The 19,567-nt window shown below is 70.4% G+C and carries 20 protein-coding genes; 9 read left to right on the top strand and 11 right to left on the bottom strand.

What is annotated here, in order from left to right; genetic code table 11:
* Nucleotides 1-109: 109 nt before the first annotated feature.
* Nucleotides 110-1,171: an NAD(P)-binding domain-containing protein gene (locus ACPPVW_RS05640; RefSeq protein WP_426625542.1), complete on the bottom strand. Its 1,062-nt coding sequence runs from the start codon at nt 1,169-1,171 to the stop codon at nt 110-112.
* A gap of 150 nt (nt 1,172-1,321) precedes the next feature.
* Between ACPPVW_RS05640 and ACPPVW_RS05645 the strand changes: the two genes are divergently transcribed.
* The gene (locus ACPPVW_RS05645; RefSeq protein WP_426625543.1) at nt 1,322-1,567 is read left to right on the top strand and encodes a DUF3073 domain-containing protein; all 246 of its coding nucleotides are present in this window, start codon (nt 1,322-1,324) and stop codon (nt 1,565-1,567) included.
* A 137-nt stretch (nt 1,568-1,704) separates the two neighbouring features.
* On the opposite strand, the gene purM is transcribed toward ACPPVW_RS05645, so the two are convergent.
* The 5 genes from purM to ACPPVW_RS05670 form a co-directional block, all read right to left on the bottom strand.
* Entirely contained in the window at nt 1,705-2,826 is a 1,122-nt protein-coding gene (gene purM, locus ACPPVW_RS05650) for a phosphoribosylformylglycinamidine cyclo-ligase (RefSeq protein WP_426625544.1), read from the bottom strand.
* 22 nt (nt 2,827-2,848) lie between these two features.
* Nucleotides 2,849-3,688 carry a carbonic anhydrase gene (locus tag ACPPVW_RS05655; RefSeq protein WP_426625545.1) on the bottom strand — a complete coding sequence of 280 codons (840 nt, stop codon included), beginning with the start codon at nt 3,686-3,688 and terminating at the stop codon, nt 2,849-2,851.
* A 113-nt stretch (nt 3,689-3,801) separates the two neighbouring features.
* Entirely contained in the window at nt 3,802-5,388 is a 1,587-nt protein-coding gene (gene purF, locus ACPPVW_RS05660; protein ID WP_426625546.1) for an amidophosphoribosyltransferase, read from the bottom strand.
* 33 nt (nt 5,389-5,421) lie between these two features.
* The gene (locus ACPPVW_RS05665; RefSeq protein ID WP_426625547.1) at nt 5,422-5,898 is read right to left on the bottom strand and encodes a hypothetical protein; all 477 of its coding nucleotides are present in this window, start codon (nt 5,896-5,898) and stop codon (nt 5,422-5,424) included.
* A 51-nt stretch (nt 5,899-5,949) separates the two neighbouring features.
* Nucleotides 5,950-6,306: a sterol carrier family protein gene (locus ACPPVW_RS05670; protein WP_426625548.1), complete on the bottom strand. Its 357-nt coding sequence runs from the start codon at nt 6,304-6,306 to the stop codon at nt 5,950-5,952.
* A 59-nt stretch (nt 6,307-6,365) separates the two neighbouring features.
* Between ACPPVW_RS05670 and purD the strand changes: the two genes are divergently transcribed.
* Nucleotides 6,366-7,628, top strand: coding sequence for a phosphoribosylamine--glycine ligase (gene purD / locus ACPPVW_RS05675; RefSeq protein WP_426625549.1), 1,263 nt, complete (start codon nt 6,366-6,368; stop codon nt 7,626-7,628).
* Between the two features lie 85 nt (nt 7,629-7,713).
* Here purD and ACPPVW_RS05680 read toward each other — a convergent pair whose 3' ends face one another.
* Nucleotides 7,714-8,964 (bottom strand): FAD-binding protein, encoded by a 1,251-nt coding sequence (locus ACPPVW_RS05680; protein WP_426625550.1) that lies wholly within the window; start codon nt 8,962-8,964, stop codon nt 7,714-7,716.
* Nucleotides 8,965-9,143: 179 nt separating this feature from the next.
* On the opposite strand from ACPPVW_RS05680, the gene ACPPVW_RS05685 reads away from it, so the two are divergent.
* Both ACPPVW_RS05685 and ACPPVW_RS05690 read left to right on the top strand, forming a co-directional pair.
* A complete protein-coding gene (locus tag ACPPVW_RS05685) occupies nt 9,144-9,617 on the top strand; it encodes a DUF6325 family protein (RefSeq protein ID WP_426625551.1) in 474 nt (157 codons plus the stop codon).
* Nucleotides 9,618-9,642: 25 nt separating this feature from the next.
* Nucleotides 9,643-9,939: an SHOCT domain-containing protein gene (locus tag ACPPVW_RS05690; RefSeq protein WP_426626255.1), complete on the top strand. Its 297-nt coding sequence runs from the start codon at nt 9,643-9,645 to the stop codon at nt 9,937-9,939.
* 206 nt (nt 9,940-10,145) lie between these two features.
* On the opposite strand, the gene ACPPVW_RS05695 is transcribed toward ACPPVW_RS05690, so the two are convergent.
* Nucleotides 10,146-10,658 carry a MarR family winged helix-turn-helix transcriptional regulator gene (locus ACPPVW_RS05695; protein WP_426625552.1) on the bottom strand — a complete coding sequence of 171 codons (513 nt, stop codon included), beginning with the start codon at nt 10,656-10,658 and terminating at the stop codon, nt 10,146-10,148.
* 53 nt (nt 10,659-10,711) lie between these two features.
* On the opposite strand from ACPPVW_RS05695, the gene ACPPVW_RS05700 reads away from it, so the two are divergent.
* The 3 genes from ACPPVW_RS05700 to ACPPVW_RS05710 all read left to right on the top strand — a co-directional run bounded on the left by ACPPVW_RS05700 (nt 10,712) and on the right by ACPPVW_RS05710 (nt 13,164).
* A complete protein-coding gene (locus tag ACPPVW_RS05700) occupies nt 10,712-11,437 on the top strand; it encodes a hypothetical protein (RefSeq protein WP_426625553.1) in 726 nt (241 codons plus the stop codon).
* Entirely contained in the window at nt 11,434-12,189 is a 756-nt protein-coding gene (locus tag ACPPVW_RS05705) for an SDR family NAD(P)-dependent oxidoreductase (RefSeq protein WP_426625554.1), read from the top strand. The genes ACPPVW_RS05700 and ACPPVW_RS05705 overlap by 4 nt, the downstream gene beginning before the upstream one ends.
* A 72-nt stretch (nt 12,190-12,261) precedes the next feature.
* Nucleotides 12,262-13,164 carry a phosphoribosylaminoimidazolesuccinocarboxamide synthase gene (locus ACPPVW_RS05710; protein WP_426625555.1) on the top strand — a complete coding sequence of 301 codons (903 nt, stop codon included), beginning with the start codon at nt 12,262-12,264 and terminating at the stop codon, nt 13,162-13,164.
* Here ACPPVW_RS05710 and ACPPVW_RS05715 read toward each other — a convergent pair.
* Nucleotides 13,128-15,029, bottom strand: a complete 1,902-nt coding sequence (locus ACPPVW_RS05715) for a heavy metal translocating P-type ATPase (protein ID WP_426625556.1) — start codon at nt 15,027-15,029, stop codon at nt 13,128-13,130. The genes ACPPVW_RS05710 and ACPPVW_RS05715 overlap by 37 nt on opposite strands.
* A 152-nt stretch (nt 15,030-15,181) precedes the next feature.
* Between ACPPVW_RS05715 and ACPPVW_RS05720 the strand changes: the two genes are divergently transcribed.
* Together ACPPVW_RS05720 and ACPPVW_RS05725 are read left to right on the top strand one after the other, a co-directional pair.
* Nucleotides 15,182-15,895, top strand: a complete 714-nt coding sequence (locus tag ACPPVW_RS05720; RefSeq protein WP_426625557.1) for an RraA family protein — start codon at nt 15,182-15,184, stop codon at nt 15,893-15,895.
* 33 nt (nt 15,896-15,928) lie between these two features.
* Entirely contained in the window at nt 15,929-16,822 is an 894-nt protein-coding gene (locus tag ACPPVW_RS05725; RefSeq protein ID WP_426625558.1) for a VOC family protein, read from the top strand.
* A 481-nt stretch (nt 16,823-17,303) separates the two neighbouring features.
* Here ACPPVW_RS05725 and ACPPVW_RS05730 read toward each other — a convergent pair whose 3' ends face one another.
* Nucleotides 17,304-18,137: an IS5 family transposase gene (locus tag ACPPVW_RS05730; protein ID WP_426623971.1), complete on the bottom strand. Its 834-nt coding sequence runs from the start codon at nt 18,135-18,137 to the stop codon at nt 17,304-17,306.
* A 251-nt stretch (nt 18,138-18,388) separates the two neighbouring features.
* Nucleotides 18,389-19,558 (bottom strand): Gfo/Idh/MocA family protein, encoded by a 1,170-nt coding sequence (locus tag ACPPVW_RS05735; protein ID WP_426625559.1) that lies wholly within the window; start codon nt 19,556-19,558, stop codon nt 18,389-18,391.
* Nucleotides 19,559-19,567 lie beyond the last annotated feature (9 nt).

Below are 19,567 nucleotides of genomic sequence, written 5' to 3' on the forward strand. Positions count from 1 at the left end.
GCCGCACCGCCGAGGGGCACGCAAGTGCCCGAAAGCGGCGCGGGTAGGGGCATTAAGGTGCCCCTCAGCGTTTCTGGCGTCTCGGCAGACGATGGAGGGCGCGGACGCGTCAGATCTGGGCCATGATCTGGCGGGCGATCACGCGGCCGGCGCGGTTCGCGCCGATCGTGCTCGCTTGCGGGCCGTACCCCGCCAGGAAGATTCGCGGGTCCTGCCAGGAGGCGCCCGCAGCCACCGTCAGGCCTCCCGCCTTCTCGCGAAGCTTGAGCGGCGCGAGATGGCGCAGCTCCGGTCGGAAGCCCGTCGCCCAGATGATCGCGTCGGCGCGCGTCGTGGAGCCGTCGTCCCAGACGACCCCGTCGCGCTCGATCCGGGTGAACATCCCTCGCTCCACCAGGAGCCCGCGGTCGACTCCCGCGGCGATGCGTCGCGTGCGCGGCACGCCCGTGCCGCTGACGATGCTCGGGAGGGCCCGCCCGGCACGCGCGGCCGCGTCCTGCGCCGTGACGGCGGCGACGCCGCCCTCGATCGTGAGCTCCGACTCGTCGCGGAAGTCCACGGGGCGACGCGTCGCCCAGGTCAGTTCGCCGGCCACACCCTCCAACTCGAGGAGGAAGCCGATGGCGCTCGTGCCGCCGCCGACCACCACGACCGACTTCCCCGCCAGCTCCTCGGCCGACGAGTACGAGGACGTGTGGAGGTGCCGCCCGGCGAAGTCCGCCATCCCCGGATACCACGGGATGAACGGCGCGCCCCAGGTGCCGGTGGCGTTGACGACGATGCGGGTGCGCGTCTCGCCGTGGTCGTGCGCGACGACCAGGTCGGCGCCGCGGTCGAACACGCGCGACACGGCGACCGGGCGCTGCACGCGGAGGCCGAAGTGCTCCTCGTAGCGACGGTAGTAACCGGCGACGATGTCCTTGGCCGGGAGGGTGCGATCGGCGGTGTCGAAGCTGAGTCCCAGCTCCGACATTCCTGGAAGATCGTTCACATGGTGGGCACTGCCCAGACGCAGCGCATCCCACCGATGCTGCCACGCTCCTCCCGTGCCAGGGCCGCGGTCGAGGATCACGAAATCCTCGCCGGGAGTCAGCTCGAACCGACGCAGGTAGAATGCGACCGCGAGCCCGGCCTGCCCGGCGCCGACGATCACCACCTGGGTGTCGGTCATTCCACTGATCACGCGCTCATTCCATCATCCGACGCTGTGCGGCAACTCGGGGTCCATGGGGGTCACCATGCTAAACTCGACGCTAGTTTTCACTATTTCTGTTGGATCCCCGGGTGCCATTCCCCGGGCACGACCAAAAGGGGGTCACGCATGGGGCGCGGCCGTCAAAAGGCAAAGCACACGAAGATCGCTCGCCAGTTGAAGTCGTTCAGTCCGAACGTCAACTACGACGCGCTCGAGCGTGAGCTCACCGGGCATTCTCACCACGATGACGACCAGTACGCCGCGTGGGCCGACTACAAGCCCGAAGGCGACGACGACGATACCGACGAGTACGACGCCGACGCCGACGACGACTACGAGGACACCGAGTCCGAGACGCCGAAGCGCGCCTGAGCGCGCCTCGCTATGCGCCTGCCGCACAAGGCGACATTCACCACGAATGTCGCCTTCGGCGCGCTCGATCGAATTGGCAGGACACGCCGTCTCGCCCGTCGGCCGTGCGGCGTGTCCCGCCAACTCGAGGCGCGCGCTCAGGCGGCGTAACGCCCGATGAGACGCACGGCGCCGCCGTCGACGCCCTTGGCCCCCTGCTCGAACCCGGTGAGGTCGCGCACCGAGGTGGAGACGGAGCCCACCGTCCAGGTCGGGATGCCGTCGGCCGCGATCGCCGTGGCGACCGCGCTCGCGGCCTCCGGAGCCACGACCGCGAACATGCCGATTCCCAGGTTCCAGGTTCCCTCTGACGACTCCAGCGCGCTGCCGGCGAGGTCGCTCAACACCCGGAATACGGGGCTGGGCGACCAGGTCGCGCGGTCGACCTCCACCCACGACCCCACTGGGAGCACGCGGGCCAGGTTCGCTGCGATGCCACCGCCGGTCACGTGGCTGAGCGCGTGCACCGCGCCGTGCAGCGACGGCTCGTCGAGCACGCGCAGCAGGGGTGACGTGTAGAGGCGCGTCGGCTCCAGAAGAGCCTCCCCGACCACACCGCCGAAGTCGTCCGAGTGGTCATCGAAGCCGATGCCGCGCTGGGCGAGGATGTGACGCACCAGCGAGAAGCCGTTGGAGTGCAGGCCGGACGACGCCAGCGCCAACACGACGTCGCCGTCGCGCACGCGCTCCGCGCCGAGCAGCTCGTCGGCCTCGACGGCGCCCACCGCCGCTCCCGCGACGTCGTAGTCATCGGGCCCGAGGAGCCCGGGATGCTCGGCGGTCTCGCCGCCGACCAGCGCCGTTCCCGTCGCCTCGCACGCGCGGGCGATGCCCGCGACGATCGTGGCGATGCGCTCGGGGACGACCTTGCCGCACGCGATGTAGTCGGTCATGAACAGCGGCCGCGCACCCACCACGACGATGTCGTCGACGACCATGCCGACCAGGTCTTGCCCGATCGTGTCGTGCCTGTCGAGCGCCTGCGCTATCGCGACCTTCGTGCCGACACCGTCGGTGGAGGTCGCCAGCAGCGGTCGGCGGAAGTCCTTCAGCGCCGACACGTCGAACATCCCGGCGAACCCGCCGACGCCGCCCAGCACCTGAGTGCCCTGCGTGCGCGCGACGGCCGCCTTCATCAGCTCGACGGCGCGGTCGCCTGCTGCGGTATCGACACCGGCGGCGGCGTAGGAAGAGGACGAGGATGCGGTGGGCTCGATCACTGCTCCATGGTATCGGGGAGGCCTATAGGCCGCCGACCCGGCTCACCTCGCGGCCGTTGAGCGGCTGGACAGGGCGATGGTTGTCCGCGTAGACCGATGTCAGAGCGGCCAGCTGAGCCTCCGACACCGTGATGGGAGTCAGGTAGACGCTCCAGCTGACCCCTTCTGCACACCCCGGCGTCGTGAGCGAACCCGTGTAGCGCGCGCTCGGGCCGGATGCGGGCAGGAGGGCCGCCGGATCGATCGGCGCGGAGAGCTTCTTGCCGCCCTCCCCGTGCATCGACTCCGACTCGGGGATCGAGTCGAACAGCTCGGCGAGAGCGGTGTTCGCCTCGCCCGTCTCGATGAGGGCGCCGAAGACGGCGAGCTCGCCGCTGTCCGACGCGTGGACGAGGTGCAGCTCCGCGGCGGCGGGGGCGCCGTCGATCGTGTGCTCGCTCGACGCGTGGAAGTGGAACTGCTGCAGGTAGTACGTCTGTCCGCCGAGCTCGACGGAGTTCGCCTTCGTGTCCTCCGCGACGGCCTCGATGGCGTGGCCGTTGTTCTCGACGGCGAACGACGCGGGTGCGTAGTGCACTGTCGCTGCGCTCGCGTCGGCGCTGGGCGCCAGTTCGGCGGCGACGATGTCGACAGGAGATTGGTGCGACGTCGGCGTCGGGGCGCACGCCTCGGCGATCTCGCCCCAGTGCTCCGGCCCGTTCGCTCCGCCGTACGACCAGGTCGCGGAGGCCGCCGGGCTCGACGAGGGAGTCGGCACGCCGCCATCCCCCGCCGCACACCCGCTCAGCCCCACGAGGATGCCGGCGACGACGATGACAGCGCCGACGGTGCGGACACGGACAGCGGAAGAGACGGATGTCATGGTAGCTCCTTGCACGCGGGCGCAGCCGTTGGCAGAAAGCTCACGATCCGTCGCCTGATATGTAAGGTACGATACCTGACGATCGGTATGGTTTGTGACGGGGAGACGGAGGTCTACTCCTGCCGCCCCGGATCGCCGAAGCTCAGCAGGCGCTCGTACTCCGCATCCGGCCCCGGCTCGCAGCCGTCGCTGGTCGCGTCGGCGCCGGTGTCCGTCGCTGCGACCGTCTCGGCCGCGGCCTCCGGGCGCTCCAGGAGGTTCTTGCCCAGGTGGTGCGCGTCGGGGAGCTCGATCGGGTACACGCCCGTGAAGCACGCCGTGCAGAGACGCTCGCGCGGCTGCTCGGTCGCGGCGATCATGCCGTCCTCCGACAGGTAGCCCAGCGAGTCGGCGCCGATCGACTGGCGCACCTCGTCGACGCCCAATCCGGTCGCGATCAGCTCGGCGCGGGACGCGAAGTCGATGCCGTAGAAGCACGGCCACGTGATGGGAGGGCTGGAGATGCGCACGTGCACCTCGGCGGCACCGGCCTCCCGCAGCATCGACACCAGCGCGCGCTGGGTGTTGCCGCGCACGATCGAGTCGTCGACCACTACGAGGCGCTTGCCCTTGATGACCTCCTTGAGGGGGTTCAGCTTGAGCTTGATGCCGCGCTGGCGGATGGTCTGCGACGGCTGGATGAACGTGCGACCGACGTAGGAGTTCTTGACCAGACCCTGACCGAACGGAATGCCGGACGCCTGCGCGTAGCCGATCGCCGCCGGGGTGCCGGACTCGGGCGTCGGGATGACGAGGTCGGCCTCCACCTCGTGCTCGCGAGCGAGTTGGCGGCCCATCTCGACGCGCGCCTCGTAGACGCCGCGGCCGGCGATGGTGGTGTCGGGGCGTGCCAGGTAGACGTACTCGAACACGCAGCCGGCGCGTCTCTCGGCGGCGAACCGCTGCGTGCGGAGGCCGTTCTCATCGATCGCGATCAGCTCGCCGGGCTCCACCTCGCGCACGAAGCTCGCGCCGACGATGTCGAGCGCCGCGGTCTCGGAGGCGACCACCCAGCCGCGCTCCAGGCGGCCGAGCACCAGTGGACGGACGCCCTGCGGGTCTCGCGCCGCGTACAGCGTGTGCTCGTCCATGAAGACCAGGCAGTAGGCGCCGCGCAGCCGGGGCAGGACCTCCAGGGCGGTCGCCTCGAGCGTGTGATCGAGGTCGCCCGTGAGCAGCGCGGTCACGACCGCGGTGTCGGTCGTGTTGCCGCGGCTCAGCTCGCCGTCGAGCTGAGGGTAGCGGTCGTGCGCGAGCTGCATGAGCTCTGCGGTGTTGGTCAGGTTGCCGTTGTGGCCCAGGGCGACGGTTCCACTGGAGGTGCGGCCCAGCGTGGGCTGCGCGTTCTGCCAGCTGGAGGCGCCCGTCGTGGAGTAGCGCGTGTGGCCGACGGCGATGTGGCCGGTCAGCGAGTTGAGCGCGTTCTCGTTGAAGACCTGGGAGACCAGACCCATGTCTTTGTAGATGAGGATCTTGTTGCCGTCGCTGGTCGCGATGCCAGCCGACTCCTGGCCCCGATGCTGCAGCGCGTAGAGGCCGAAGTAGCTGAGCTTGGCGACCTCCTCGCCGGGGGCCCAGACCCCGAACACGCCGCAGGCGTCTTGCGGGCCCTTCTCTCCTGGAAGAAGATCGTGACTCAGACGACCGTCGCCTCCGGCCACAGCGGGCCCCTTTCTCACGGTGTGTCGGGATGTTCAGCTGTCGACGGACGGGCGGTGATCGCTCGGCCGCGTGTCGCCCGGCTCGGAGTGGCTCTCGGAGTCGTTCTCGGAGTCGGGCAGGCGCACGTCGATTCTATCCGCCTGAACCGTGCGCGCCCGACGGGTCGCCGCCCGGTCGATCAGGAGGGCGACCAGGGCGCCGAGGGCGACGCCGATGGTCGCGCAGATCGCCAGCAGGAAGCCGAAGACGGCCCCCCGGTCGTAGGTGGGGTTCTCGGGGAACGAGTACGTCAGGATGAGCGCGATCACCGCGAAGACCACCGCACCGGTGATCATGAACCGGAAGTACCGCGGGGAGCGCTGGACGCGCACGGCCGCCTCGGTGACGGTGGCCTGCTCCTCGGCCGCCTGGACGTCGGCCTGCGCATCGGCCTGCTGCGCGTCGGCCGATTGCTGCTCGGGCTGCGGCTCCTCGGGCTGCTGCTCGGGTCGCGGGGCGGTGTCGCTCATGACCCCCATTCTCCCTCACCGCACCTGAGCGCACGCCCACGACGACGGCGGTCAATAGCGCAACGGCAGCAGCCCCTCCAGCGTTGCCCGCTGACCGGAGGCGTGCACGGCTCCAGAGGCGAGCGCGTCTCCCCACGACAGGCTCCCGGAGGCCAGCGCGAGCCAGGTCGCGGCGTCGGTCTCGATCACGTTCGGCGGCGTGCCGCGTGTGTGCCGTGGCCCCGGGATGCACTGCACGGCGCCGAACGGCGGCACCCGGACCTCCACTGTGTTGCCCGGCGCCCGCTCCGCCAGCAGCTGCAAGAGGTAGCGCACGGCCGTCGCCGTGGCGTTCCGGTCGGCCCCAGCGCCCAGTGCGGCGCGCACCGCGGCTCCGCCCTCGTCCGTCGGGATCTTCGCTCGTGCCATGCCTCCATCCTTCCACCGGGGTTCTGCGCGGGGTCGCACTGCCCTCTAGCATGGTTCGCGTGAAGATTCTGGTCCTCGGTTCCGGTGCCCGCGAGCACGCCATCATCACCGCGCTCCTGGCCGAGGAGGCGGGACATGCGATCGTCGCCGCCCCGGGCAACGCGGGGATCGCCGCCGACGTGGCCGTGGAGCCCGGGCTCGACCCGCTCGACGGCGCCGCGGTCGCCGAGTACGTGAACGAGAACGGCATCGAGCTGGTCGTGATCGGTCCGGAGGCCCCCCTGGTCGCCGGCGTCGCCGACCCGCTGCGCACACGCGGCATCCCAGTCTTCGGCCCCGGCCGTGCGGCCGCCCAGCTCGAGGGCTCCAAGACCTTCGCCAAGCGGATCATGGAGGAAGCCGGCGTCCCCACCGGCCGCGCCGTGCGCGCGAGCACCCTCGCGGAGGCCGAGCGCGCGCTCGACGAGTTCGGGGCGCCCTATGTCGTGAAGGCCGACGGTCTCGCAGCGGGCAAGGGCGTCATCGTCACCTCCGACCGCGAAGCCGCCGTGGAGCACGCCCGCCACTACCTCGCGCAGGGCGGGGTCCTCGTGGAGGAGTTCCTCGACGGGCAGGAGGTGTCGCTGTTCCTGGTCAGCGACGGGCACACCGTCCTCCCGCTGAGCCCCGCGCAGGACTACAAGCGCCTCCTCGACGGCGACGCCGGCCCGAACACGGGAGGAATGGGCGCCTACTCGCCGCTCCCCTGGCTGCCCGAGACCTTCGTCGACGAGGTCATCGACACGATCGCCCTGCCCACTGTGCGCCAGCTCGCCGCCGAGCAGACGCCCTTCATCGGCCTCCTCTACTGCGGCCTGATCGTGACGCCGAAGGGCATCCGGGTCATCGAGTTCAACGCGCGCTTCGGCGACCCCGAGGCCCAGGTCGTGCTGCCGCGGCTGGTGACGCCGCTGTCCTCTCTGCTGTACGCCGCCGCGACGGGCGAGTTGGGCGGGATGCCGCGCCCCGAGTTCGCTCTCGACACCGCCGTCACGGTCGTTCTCGCCAGCGAAGGCTACCCGGAGGCGCCGCAGACCGGTCGCCCGATCACCGGACTCGACGAGGCAGCACAGGTGCCGGAGGTCACGATCGCCCACGCGGCGACCGCCCTCGACCCGGAGACCGGCGCGCTGCTCGCGACCGGAGGCCGTGTGCTCTCGGTGGTCGCGCGCGGCACCTCGTTCGACGAGGCGCGCGACCGCGCCTACGACGCGATCGCCCGCATCCACCTGCCCGGTGCCCAGTACCGCACCGACATCGCCGCCCGCGTCGCGCACTCCTGAGCCACTCGGACAACCGCCGAGTACGCCCATAATCGGTCAGAAACCGCCGAGTACGCAGACAGTCTGCGCACTCGGCAGTTTGTCGTCAGGCGAGGAGGCGGGTGAGGAAGGGGTTGCGGAAGCGGCCCTCGGGATCGAGGCGGTCGGCGAGGGCGCGGAACTCGTCGAGCCTCGGGTAGAGGCCGGGGACGACGCCATCGGCGTCGAGGGAGAGCTTGCCCCAGTGCGGGCGCGCGCCGAGCGGCAGCAGCGCGGCCTCCACCGCGGGGAGGACGGCCTCCACCCCGGCCTGGTCGCGCAGCCAGGTGAAGTGGAGGCCGACCACGTCGGTGCCGTAGGCGCTCGACAGCCACAGGTCGTCGCCGGCGACGGTGCGGATCTCACTGATCTGCAGAACGGGCGCGATCACCGGAGCGAGCTCGCGCACCGCCCGGATCGCCTCCACCGCCCGTGCGCGGGGCACGAGGTACTCCGACTGGATCTCCTCGCCGTTGGAGGGTGTGAACTCGAAGCGGAAGTGCGCCAGCCGCTCGCTCCACGGGCCGACGACGCCGAGCTGCTGCGTGGTGTTGAGCACGTCCATCGTCGGGATCATGTGCCGCGCCTCGGTGAGAGCCGGTGCGCCGAAGAAGTCGTCGCCGATCGCGGTCTCGGCGCCGTCGATCTCCTTGAGCCAGGCGAGCGCCACCGCATCTTCGTCCCATGTCGTGAACAGCGAGACGCTGTAGGCGGCCGAGGTGACCTCGTCGAAACGCTCGAGCACGGCCTCCCACGGCACACCGGCGAAGAGCCGCTGACGCGCGTCGAAGGTCGGGCGGATGTCGAGGACGACCTCGGTCACCACGCCGAGGGCGCCGAGCGAGACCACGGCGCCCGCGAACTCGGGGTCGCCGCGCGCGAACTCCACGAAATCGCCGGAGGCCGCGAGGATGCGCAGGCCGGCGACTGCCGTCGAGAGGTTGCCGTTGCGGTCTCCCGACCCGTGAGTGGCGGTGGCGATCGCGCCTGCCACCGAGATGTGCGGCAGGGAGGCGAGGTTGTGCAGCGCCCACCCGGCGGTCTGGAGCTCGCGGGCGAGGTCGCCATAGCGCACGCCTCCTCCCACCGTGACGGTGCGCGCGCCGGGGTCGATGCGGATGTCGCCCGGGAGGGCGGCGGTGCTCACGAGCACGCCGTCGGCGTCGGTGTCGGCGAGGTCGTTGAACGAGTGCCTGCTGCCGAGCGCGCGGATCTTCGGAGCCGTCGTGACGATCTCGCGCAGCTCGTCGAGATCGGCGGGCTGCACGATGCGCTGCGCCCGGTAGTCGTAGTTTCCCGCCCAGTTCTTCTCGCCCACAGGGGTCCTTCCTCGCGTCGGCGCGCCCGTCTGCGGCCGTGTCCGCGGGTCTCAGTCTAGGGATGTGAACGTGCACATCCCGCGCGGGGATCCGGCACGAAATCGATCATTGCCGGGCCGAGTACGCGTGTGTATCGTCGCCCGTGAAAGCGGGACCGGCCCGCAGACGGAGGTACGAGATGGCTGAATTCGAGTACGGACCGGCGGAGTTCATCGTCGCCCAGTTCGACAACGACAGACCGTCGCCCGGGGTGGTGCAGGCCATCCTCGACCTGGTCGAGAGCGGCACGCTGCGGCTGCTCGACCTCCTGTTCGTCACCCGTCACGCGGATGGCGGCGTCGACATCGTCGAGCTGGAGGAGATCGGCGACGAGATCGGCATGGCGGGCGTGAGCCTCGAAGCGAGCGGCATCGCCGGCGACGAGGACGTGGACTCGATCGTCGAACTGATCGAGCCGGGCACGACAGGGGCGATCCTCGTGGTCGAGCACCTCTGGGCGAAGGACTTGGCGAGCAAGTTCTTCCAGGCCGGCGGGGTCGTCGTGCACAGCGAACGCATCCCGGCCCCGGTGGTCAACGCCGTGGTCGCCGAGGACTTCGAGGCGTTCCTCGAGTCGGATTCCGAACCGGACATCCAGCCGGTCAAGAAGTAGGAGAGCAGACATGCCATTAGGACGGATGGGACGACCGGGGCTGATCGGGATGGCCGCGCGAACGGCGGTCGTCGCCGGCACCGCCACCGCGGTCTCCGGAAACGTGCAGCGCCGCCAGCAGGCGAGGGCGCAAGACCAGTACGAGCAGCAGCAGTCCGAGGCCCAGCAGCAGCAGGCCGCGGCCGCCGCCGAGCAGGCTGCGCCAGCGGCCGCGCCCGCGGACGACATGATGACGAAGCTGCAGCAGCTGGCCACGCTGCACACGCAGGGCGTCCTGTCGGACGACGAGTTCGCGGCCGCAAAGGCCAAGCTACTCGCGTGAGCAGCACGACCGCCCCGAGGTCGATTGCATAACGAACCGGCAGGACACGCCGCCGCGGCAGTGTCGCGAGCGATGTGTCCTGCCAGTTGGTTCAGGCACTCCCGCCGACCCCGGCGATCTGTTCATCCCGACACGCCGCGAGGGCGCCCGCGCCTGCGGCGCAGGGGACCAACCGTTTGCTGAGCGACTGCGGCGGGCCGGGCGCGTCAGCGGCGGTAGCCGGGGTGGCCGTCGGGGGTCAGGTCGGAGGCCGCGGCGAGCTTGGCGAGGAGGGCGGCGAACGTCTGCTGCTCGTCTGCGTCGAGCGGGGCGAGGAGGTCGCGCTGGTGCGCCTGGGCGACCTCCCGCAGCTGCGCCAGCATCCGCTTGCCGCCCGGCGCGAGCGTCAGGACGTTGTTGCGCCTGTCCCCTTCGCTGCGCTCGCGCACCACGTACCCCTTGGTCTCGAGTTCGTCGACGAGCGCGACCAGCCGGCTCGGCACCGTGCCGAGCAGTTCGGCGAGTTCGCGTTGACTGAGGCCCTGGCGACGGCCGAGGACGCGGATGGCACCGGCCTCCCGTGGCGTCAGGCCGAGCGAGGCGACCCGCTCGGCGAAGCGGTCGGCGGCATCCGCTCCGAGCTGCGCGAGCAGGAACGCCGTGCGCGGCGGCGCTCCGCGGCGGGGCTGAGCCGAAGGGACGGAGCCATCGGCGGGTTCTGTGAGTGGGGCGTTCGTCACGGATCCAGAGTAACGCTTGCGCGTAACGATTACACTGTGTAACGATTACCAACATGAACGATATCCAGCCGACCTCCCGCCGTCGTGGCTCGGGCGGACCCCCGCTCGGCATCCTCGCGACCGTCCACGCGGGGCTGTTTCTGCTGGCCCTGCTGGTGGGGGTGCTGCTCTCGGGCGCTGGCCTCTTCCTCTCCCCCTTCTCCGGCGCCGACGCCGTGGCAGCGCACGCGCACGCCGACTGGGCGGCCATCCGAATCGGAGCGATGCTGCAGTTCGGCTCGGCCGTCCCGCTCGGTATCTACGCCGCCACCGCCTTCGTCCGTCTGCAGCGGCTCGGCGTCCGCGTTCCCGGCCCCGCTATCGGGTTCGCCGGCGGACTGACAGCCTCCATCATGCTGATGGTGTCGGCACTCGGCAGCTACCTCCTCAGCCGACCCGAACTCACCGCCGACCCGCACCTCGCGCTCGCGTTCTCCTTCCTCGCGTTCGCCGCGGGCGGCGTCGGCTACGTCGTCGGCCTGGGGTTGCTGATCGCCGGGATGGCCGTGCCCGGGCTCATCCTGCGCCTCCTCCCCCGATGGCTGGCATGGGTCGGACTGGTCGTCGCCGCCCTCTCCGAGCTCTCGTTCCTGTCGCTCGCCGTGGAGCCACTGCAGTTCCTCCTGCCGATCGGGCGGTTCGTCGGACTGGCGTGGCTGATCGCCGCGGGCTTCCTGCTTCCGCTGGACCGTCGGGAGGTCCGCGACGCACGCGGCGCGCGGGCGGACGTGCGATCGTGAGCGCCGCGGCCTCCGACACCCGGGTCGCCATCGTCCTCGGCGCCGACGGACGGATGGGCAACGCGATCTGTCACGCGCTCGGCGCGGATGGGCTGGCGATCGTGCCGTGCGCTCGTGACGCGCCCGCGCTCGAGAACCTCCGAAGCGAACTCGTGGACGCAGGGATCGACTGCCCGCGCACCATCGCGGTCGACGCCACCGACGATGTCGCCCTGGCGGACGCGATCGCGGAGGCCGCCGCCCTCGGCAGCCTCAGCGTCGCCGTCAACAACGTCGGCCGTGGCCACCAGCCGGTTCCCCTCGCGGACATGCCCCTCGCCGAGTTCGACTCCGTCATGGCGGTCACGTTCCGCAGCGTTGCCGTCGCCCTGCGCGCGGAGGTGCTCGCCATGCGGGCGACCTCCGGCCCCCGTGCGATCGTCAGCGTGTCCTCCACCGCCGGCGTGCGGGGAGCACCCGGTATGGCCGCCTACGCGGCGGCGAAGCACGCGATCGTCGGGCTCACCCGTACGAGCGCGCTCGACGAGGCGCGGGCGGGCATCCGCGTCAACGCCGTCGCGCCAGGGCCGATCGAGTCCGGCCCGATCATGAAGCAGGATCCAGCCGTGCGCGAGCGAGTCGGCGGCTTCGTACCGCTGGGCCGCATGGGGTCGCCGATGGAGGTCGCGGCCGCGGTGGCGTGGCTCGCGTCGCCCGCCGCCGCGTACGTGACAGGAACGGTGCTCGCGGTCGACGGGGGCCGCACGGTCTGAGGCGGGGACGGGTGGAGGCCGGCCCAGTCGTCGCGGTCTGTGGCGGGCGCCCGCCGCCTCTACGATGGACGGGTGAGCGAACTGGCAGGCTGGAAGCGCGTCTACTCCGGAAAGGTCCGCGACCTGTATGTGCCCGAAGGCGCGGACGGGCTGGAGGACACCGACGCCGTGCTCGTCGTCGCCTCCGACCGGGTGAGCGCCTTCGACCACGTCCTGGAGCCGGGGATCCCGGGGAAGGGCGAGCTGCTCACCACCCTGAGCCTCTGGTGGTTCGACCGGCTGCACGGTGTGCCCAACCACCTGATCCCCGATCACCAGCTCGACGGCGAACGGATCGTCGAGCGGATCCCCGCCGAGGTGTCGGGTCGCGCCATGCTCGTGAAGCCTCTGGACATGTTCCCGATCGAGTGCGTCGTGCGCGGCTACCTGACCGGAAGCGGCTGGGCCGAGTACCAGCAGACGCAGAGCGTCTGCGGCGTGCCCCTCCCCGCCGGCCTCACCGACGGCGACCGCCTTCCCGAGCCGATCTACACCCCCGCGTGGAAGGCGCCGCTCGGCGAGCACGACGAGAACATCAGCTTCGAGCGCACCGTCGAACTGGTCGGGCCGGAGATCGCCGAGCAGTTGCGCCGGCTCTCGCTCGCGCTGTACGCACGCGGCGCGGCGATCGCGGAGGACCGCGGCGTCATCATCGCCGACACCAAGTTCGAGTTCGGCGCCGACCGCTCGACCGGCGAGATCACCCTCGCCGACGAGGTGTTGACCAGCGACTCCAGCCGGTACTGGGACGAGCGGGTGTTCGCCACCGCTGCCTCCCCCCGCGAACGCATGGCGAGCTTCGACAAGCAGATCGTCCGGGACTGGCTGGCCGCCAATTGGGACAAGACCGGTACGCCGCCGGAACTCCCCGCCGAGATCGCGGCGCGCACGGCCGACCGCTACCGCGAGCTGCTCGAGCGGCTGACCGGGGAGTAGGCCGCCACCACCGCTTCGTCATGGCTGGCCTCTCGCGCGTCGAGTCGGCCGCCGATGGCACGGAGCGCCGCGAGGATCGTCGCCAAATCGACCAGCTCCTGGATGAGCGCGCCGGCCGTCGCCGGAATGAAGCCGAACGCGGCGATCGTCATCAGCACGACCGACACGATGATCCCGAGCCAGATGCTCTGGAGCGCGATGCGCACCGTGTCCCTGCCGATCCTCACCGCCCGGGCGACACCATGGATGTCGTCCACGAGGATCACCGCGTCGGCGGACTCGCTGGCGGCCGTCGCGCCTTTCGCGCCCATCGCGATGCCGATGTCGGCGGCGGCGAGCACGGGAGCGTCGTTCACTCCGTCGCCCACCATGATCACCGGGCGCTCGGCGATACCTGCCACGTCCGCAACCTTGTCCGCGGGGAGACACTCCGCACGCACGCGGGTGATCCCGAGCTCGGCGGCGATGTGCTCCGCCGTCTCCCGTGCGTCGCCGGTGAGCATCATCGTGTTCGTGACCCCGAGAGCCGACAGCTCGCGGAGGGTGGAGGCGGCGTTCGCGCGCAATCGGTCACTCGCGAGCAGCGCCCCGGCGTACCGCCCGCCGATCGCGACGTAGACCGCGAGCGCTCCTGGCGCGATCGACGTGCGGGCCGTTTCGGGCGCGTGCTCGGCGACGAACGCGAACTTGCCGACCACGACCTCTCTGCCGTCGATCTGCGCGACCACTCCGTTGGTCGCGGCCTCCTGAGCAGACACCGCCTCGTGGAGGCTCAGCCCACGCTCCTGCGCTGCGCTGATGAACGACGCCGCGAGCACGTGCGAGGAGTACTGCTCCGCGCTGGCGACGGCGGCCAGCAGTTCGTCGGCCCCGAACGGCGGCTCCGGGCGCACCTCGCTGAGCTCCGGCGACCCGTAGGTCAGGGTGCCCGTCTTGTCGAACACCGCGGTGCGTGCCCGCGCGAGCTGCTCCAGCACGCCGCCGGACTTCACGATGATGCTGTTGCGCGCACCGCGGCTCATGCCGCCGATGAAGGCCACCGGCGCCGCGATCAGCAGCGGGCACGGCGTCGCGAGCACCAGGACCTCCGCGAACCGGACCGGGTCTGCACTCACCCACCAGGCCACCGCGGCGAGTGCCAGCGAGAACACGGTGAACGGGACGGCGTAGCGATCGGCAAGCCGCACCACCGGCGCCTTGCTCTCTGCCGCCTGCGCCACCAACGCGATGATCTGCTGGTATTGGGAGGACGCGGCCGTCGACGTCGCCCGCACCTCGACGGCCTCCTGCCCGTTGACCGACCCGCTCAGCACCTCGTCGCCTGTCGCCTTCTCGACCGGGATGCTCTCGCCGGTGATCGACGCCTGGTCGAACGCCGCGCGTGCCGAGAGCAGGACCCCGTCGACCGGGACGATCTCGGAGGGCCGCACGAGCAGCTCATCGCCGACGCGCACCTGGTCGACCGGCACCTCTTGGTAGCCGCCGTCGACCACGAGGTGCGCGAACTGCGGCGCGCGGGTCAGGAGGGCGTCGAGCTCGCGCTTCGCCCTACGGTTCGCGTAGTCTTCGAGCGCGGCGCCACCGGTCAGCATGAGCACCACGATCAGCGCGGCGACATACTCGCCGACCACCACAGTGGCGACGATCGCCGTGATGGCGAGGATGTCGAGGCCGAACCGCCCGTGCGCCATGGAGCGCACCATGCCGATGGCCTGCCAGACCGCGGCCCCCAGCGCGTACACGCTGAACAGCCACTGCACCAGCCACCCCGCTCCGGCGAGCGCGAGCACGATGCCGGCGACGCCGATGCCCAACGTCAACGTCACGACCCAGTACCGGCGGGCCAGCCTCGCGATCCTTCTCATCGCACCTCCCGCGTCCATCCTTGAGCAGCCACAACGCGGGGAGAAGCCCCGACGTGAATCCGTGGACAACTCACGCCACCGCGCGAAGGTGGAGGACTTCCACGCGAACCGCAATCCCCCATGCGCCTGCGCACAGCGGTAGCGTCGCGCCCATGGACACGAACGCCGCTCCACTGCCCCCGACCAGCCCGACCACCGCGGCAACCGCGGCCCTAGCCGACGCCGCGGTGCGCCTCGGCATCCCGGTCGCCGTCGCGCCCGTCACGCTCGCAGCACTCCTCCCCGGACGCCCCTTCCACGGCCCCGCTGCCCCCGTCACCCACCTCGGCAGCGTCGACGTCCTCCTCGAGACCATCGACGACGCGCCGCCAGGAGCAGTGCTCGTCGTCGACAATGGCGGGCGCCACGATGAGGCCTGCGTCGGCGACCTCATGCTGCTGGAGGCGAAGCTCGCGGGGATGGCGGGCGCGGTGATCTGGGGGCTGCACCGCGACACCGCCCAGCTGCGCGAGATCGGCCTCCCCCTGTTCAGTCTGGGTGCGCATCCGTTCGGTCCGCGACGCGTGCCGCCAGCCGGCACGGCAATGCGCAGCGCATTCCTCGACGGCGTCTCCATCCGCCCCGGCGACTGGATCGCGGCCGACGACGACGGCGTGCTCGTCATCGGCGGCGACCGCGGTGACGAGCTCTTCGCGGAGGCGCGCCGTATCCAATCGGTCGAGGGCGCCCAGGCCGAGCGGATGCGGGCGGGCGCCTCATTGCGCGACCAGCTCCACTTCAGCCGCTATCGCGAGCTCCAGGCCGGCGACCCGTCGCTGACGCTACGCCGCTACCTCGCCGAGACCGGTGGCGCGATCGAGACCTGAAATTATCCGAGGGTCCCGGCTGTTGAACCTCCCATGCCCGAACTCCTGCCCGCCGACTCCGTCATGGGAGCGGTGACCCTGCGCGTCGCCGATCTCGACGCGATGACCGCCTACTACCGCGACGCGGTCACGCTCTCCGTGCTGGCCGCCGAGGGCGGACGCGTGATCCTGGGCCGAGGCTCGACGCCCTCCGTCATCCTGGAGCACGCGCCGGAGCTGAAGCACGCGTCGCCCGGGGAGGCCGGGCTGTTCCACACCGCGATCCTCTTCGACAGCCAGGAGGCCCTCGCCGCAGCGGTGTACTCGGTCGCGCGCCGCGCACCCGGGACGTTCACCGGCAGCGCCGACCATCTGGTGTCGCAGGCGTTCTACTTCACCGACCCCGAAGGCAACGGCGTCGAGCTGTACTGGGACCGCGCCCGAAGCCAGTGGAGCTGGACGCACGGTCAGGTCGAGATGGACACGCTCTACCTCGACCCGAACGCGTTCCTCCGCGAGCACCTCACCGACCGCGGCGCCGCACTGGCCGAGGCTGTGGTCGGCACTGGGGAAGGCGACCCGCGTTTCGGCGACGCGATCGTCGGGCATGTGCATCTCTCTGTCGGCGACGTCGCGACCGCGCGCGCCTTCTACGTCGACCGGCTCGGGTTCGAGACCACGGCCTCCCTCGGCTCGTCCGCCCTGTTCGTCTCGGCGGGCGGCTACCACCACCACATAGCGATGAACACCTGGAACAGCCGAGGCGCTGGGGCGCGCCGCCTTGCGCTGGGCCTCGGCGAGGTGGAGTTGCGCCTCCCGGGCGCCGACGACGTCGGCGCGCTGACCGAGCGGATGCGCCACTTCGGTGTGCAGGCGCGCGACGACGGACGGTCGGTCGCGTTCGACGACCCCTGGGCGAACGCGGTGCGCGTGGTCGCCGCGCGATAACGGAGGAGATCCGCGGCGACGCGCTGCCGGAAAGCAGTGAAGGGAGGACTCCCCGGCGTGATCGGCTCGGGATCCTCCCTCGTTACGTTGTTTCACCGGCGCTCGGTGGCGCCGGACGCGATTCGGTTCCACCAAGTACACCTGACCGAGGCGGGTGGCTTACGAGGTCGTGAACGCTGTTCGAGAGGCCGGTGACGGCCGATGTCCAGCGGCTCGGTTCGGGCCGTGAGGATCACGATCACCACCGTCGGGAGGGCTTCTCGCAGCCGACAGCAGAGCCGCGACCGACGATGTCCGGCAGGCCGAGATCAAGGACGATCAGCTGCGGCGGTTCTTCTCCGACCCCCTCGACCGCGCCCAGCCGCTCCGACTCCAGCGGACATCGTGACCGGCTGCCCGCAACGACCATTCGAGAGCGCCACCGATGGACTCATCGTCCTCGATCACGAGCATGCGCGCCATAAGAGCTTCCGCCGATAGGTCAGGGTTGTCGGGCGCTCCTGCCGTGCCAGCGGTGGCGTTTCCATCCTTCGCGAAGTAGTCGGCGGACGATGATGATGGCGTTGGCGAGGGCGATGAACGCGTCGATCACGCGGACGCGGCGTTCGGTGCAGATGTGGAGCTTCTTGAAGCCGCGGTTGTGCCAGGAGTTCGTGCGTTCCACGACCCAGCGGGCGCCGGCCTGGAGCGGGGTGCCCTTCTTGCTGATGACCCAGTCGCAGCCGAGGCTGCTTAGCAGGTTGCGGGTCTTGCCCGAGTCGTAGCCGGCGTCCAGGTGCACGGTGATCTGCTCGGGCAGGTCGAACCCGAACCGGGCCAGCTTCTCCAGGGTCGGGGCGAGCAGGGGCGAGTCGTGCCGGTTCGCTGGCGCTGCGACGACGCCGAGCGGGATCCCGCCGCCATCGACCAGGACCGAGCGTTTCGTGCCCTGCTTTCCCCGGTCTACCGGGGATCTGCCCGCGGCCTCACCTCCGCAGGGTGCTTTCACGATGCACCCGTCCACGGACAGGTTCGCCAGATCCAGGCCGATCATCTTCTCGTACCCGTTTAGGCAGAGCCGTTCCAGTTCGGTGAAGAGTCCCGCGGTGATCCATTCGTCGCGGCGGCGGCGGATCGTGGTGGCCGAGCAGGTGTGGTCGGCGATTTTCTCGTACGCGGCACCGAGGACGAGTACCTGGATCAGCTTGTCGAACACGATCCGGTCCGGGATCCTCGGCCGGTGGCCACCCCACGGGTGCTCGTCCACGACGGGTGGGATCAACGCTTCGAACTGCGCCCAAATGGGCTCGATGATGGAAGATGGAACAGCAGGCACGAGCACTCCTGGGCAACGACGGAATCTTGGTCGAAACCGTGTTTAACAGGGCTCGTGCCTGCCCGACGCCAACGCCACACCCCTACCTATCGGCGCGACCTCTAAGTCCAAAGATGGTTGCGGAGTCCAGGATCGCGTCCACGGCGACCGACAGCATTCTTCACACCGACGCCGACGCCCCGCCACGGCTCGTGCGAGCGATCCGAGGCGGGGCGGCGTGCGATCGGTGGCGCCGAACCGCCCTTCCGACCTCAGCTGATCCCCGGCACCTCGACCCACAGACCGGTCTCGGCTGATTCCACGATCGCGTCGTCGATGAGGGCGGTCTTGTACCCGTCCGCGAAGTTCGGGCTGACACCGGTGCCGTTCGCGATGGCGGTGAAGAAGTCGTGCGCCTCGATGATCTTGGTCTCGCCGTACCCGATCCCCAGTGCGGGGATCGGCCACAGTGCGTCGCCGTTCGGGTGAGCCGGGCCGGTGTAGACGGTCCGGAAGCCGCGGCGGTCGTCGCCGTCGGAGGCGAAGCAGACCTGCAGCTCGTCCCTGCGCTCGTAATTGAAGACGATGCTGCCTTCTGTGCCGTGGATCTCGAACGTGATGTAGTTGTTGCGGCCGTACCCGTTGCGGGTGGCCTCGATGGAGCCGATCGCACCGTTGTCGAAGCGGATCATCGTCATCACCTGGTCGTCGACGTCGACCGCGCCGCGCGGCCCTTCGCCGCCGCGGGCGTTCCCGAGACTGTCCGCCCCTCCCGCCTGCAGTGGACGCTCGTCGATCCAGGTCTTCATGATCGCGTTGACCGACCGGAACTCGCCCACGAGATACCGGGCGATGTCGATGACGTGGGTCGCAATGTCGCCCAGCGCGCCGGATCCGGCGATCGACCTCTGGAAGCGCCACGACAACGGCGAATCGGGATTCGCGCTCCAGTCCTGCAGATAGGTGCCGCGGAAGCTCAGGATGCGTCCGATGGCGCCCTCCTCGATGAACTTCCTCGCCAGCGCGATCGCGGGGGTGCGCCGGTAGTTGAAGGCGACCATGTTGACCACCCCGGCCGCGGTGACCGCGTCGTACATCCCCCTGGCCTCGGCTGCCGTGCGGGCCAGCGGCTTCTCGCTGATGATGTGCTTGCCCGCCTCAGCCGCCGCGATCGCGATCTCGGCGTGCAGGTGGTTGGGGGTGGCGATGTCGACCACGTGGATGTCGGGGTCGTTCACGACACTCCTCCAGTCGGAGGTCGAACGCTCGAAACCGAACCGGCGTGCCGCATCAGCGGCCAGGTCGTCCGTCGCCTCCGCGATGGTGTGCCGGACGGGGAGCGCGGGTGCCGGCCAGAAGAACATCGGCATGGCCGCATACGCGAGCGAGTGGGCCTTGCCCATGAATCCGCCGCCGATGAGCCCGACGTTGAGGTGCTGCATTGTGTTGGG

The sequence above is a fragment of the Leifsonia sp. McL0607 genome, from assembly GCF_049993355.1.
Lineage (GTDB): Bacteria > Actinomycetota > Actinomycetes > Actinomycetales > Microbacteriaceae > Leifsonia.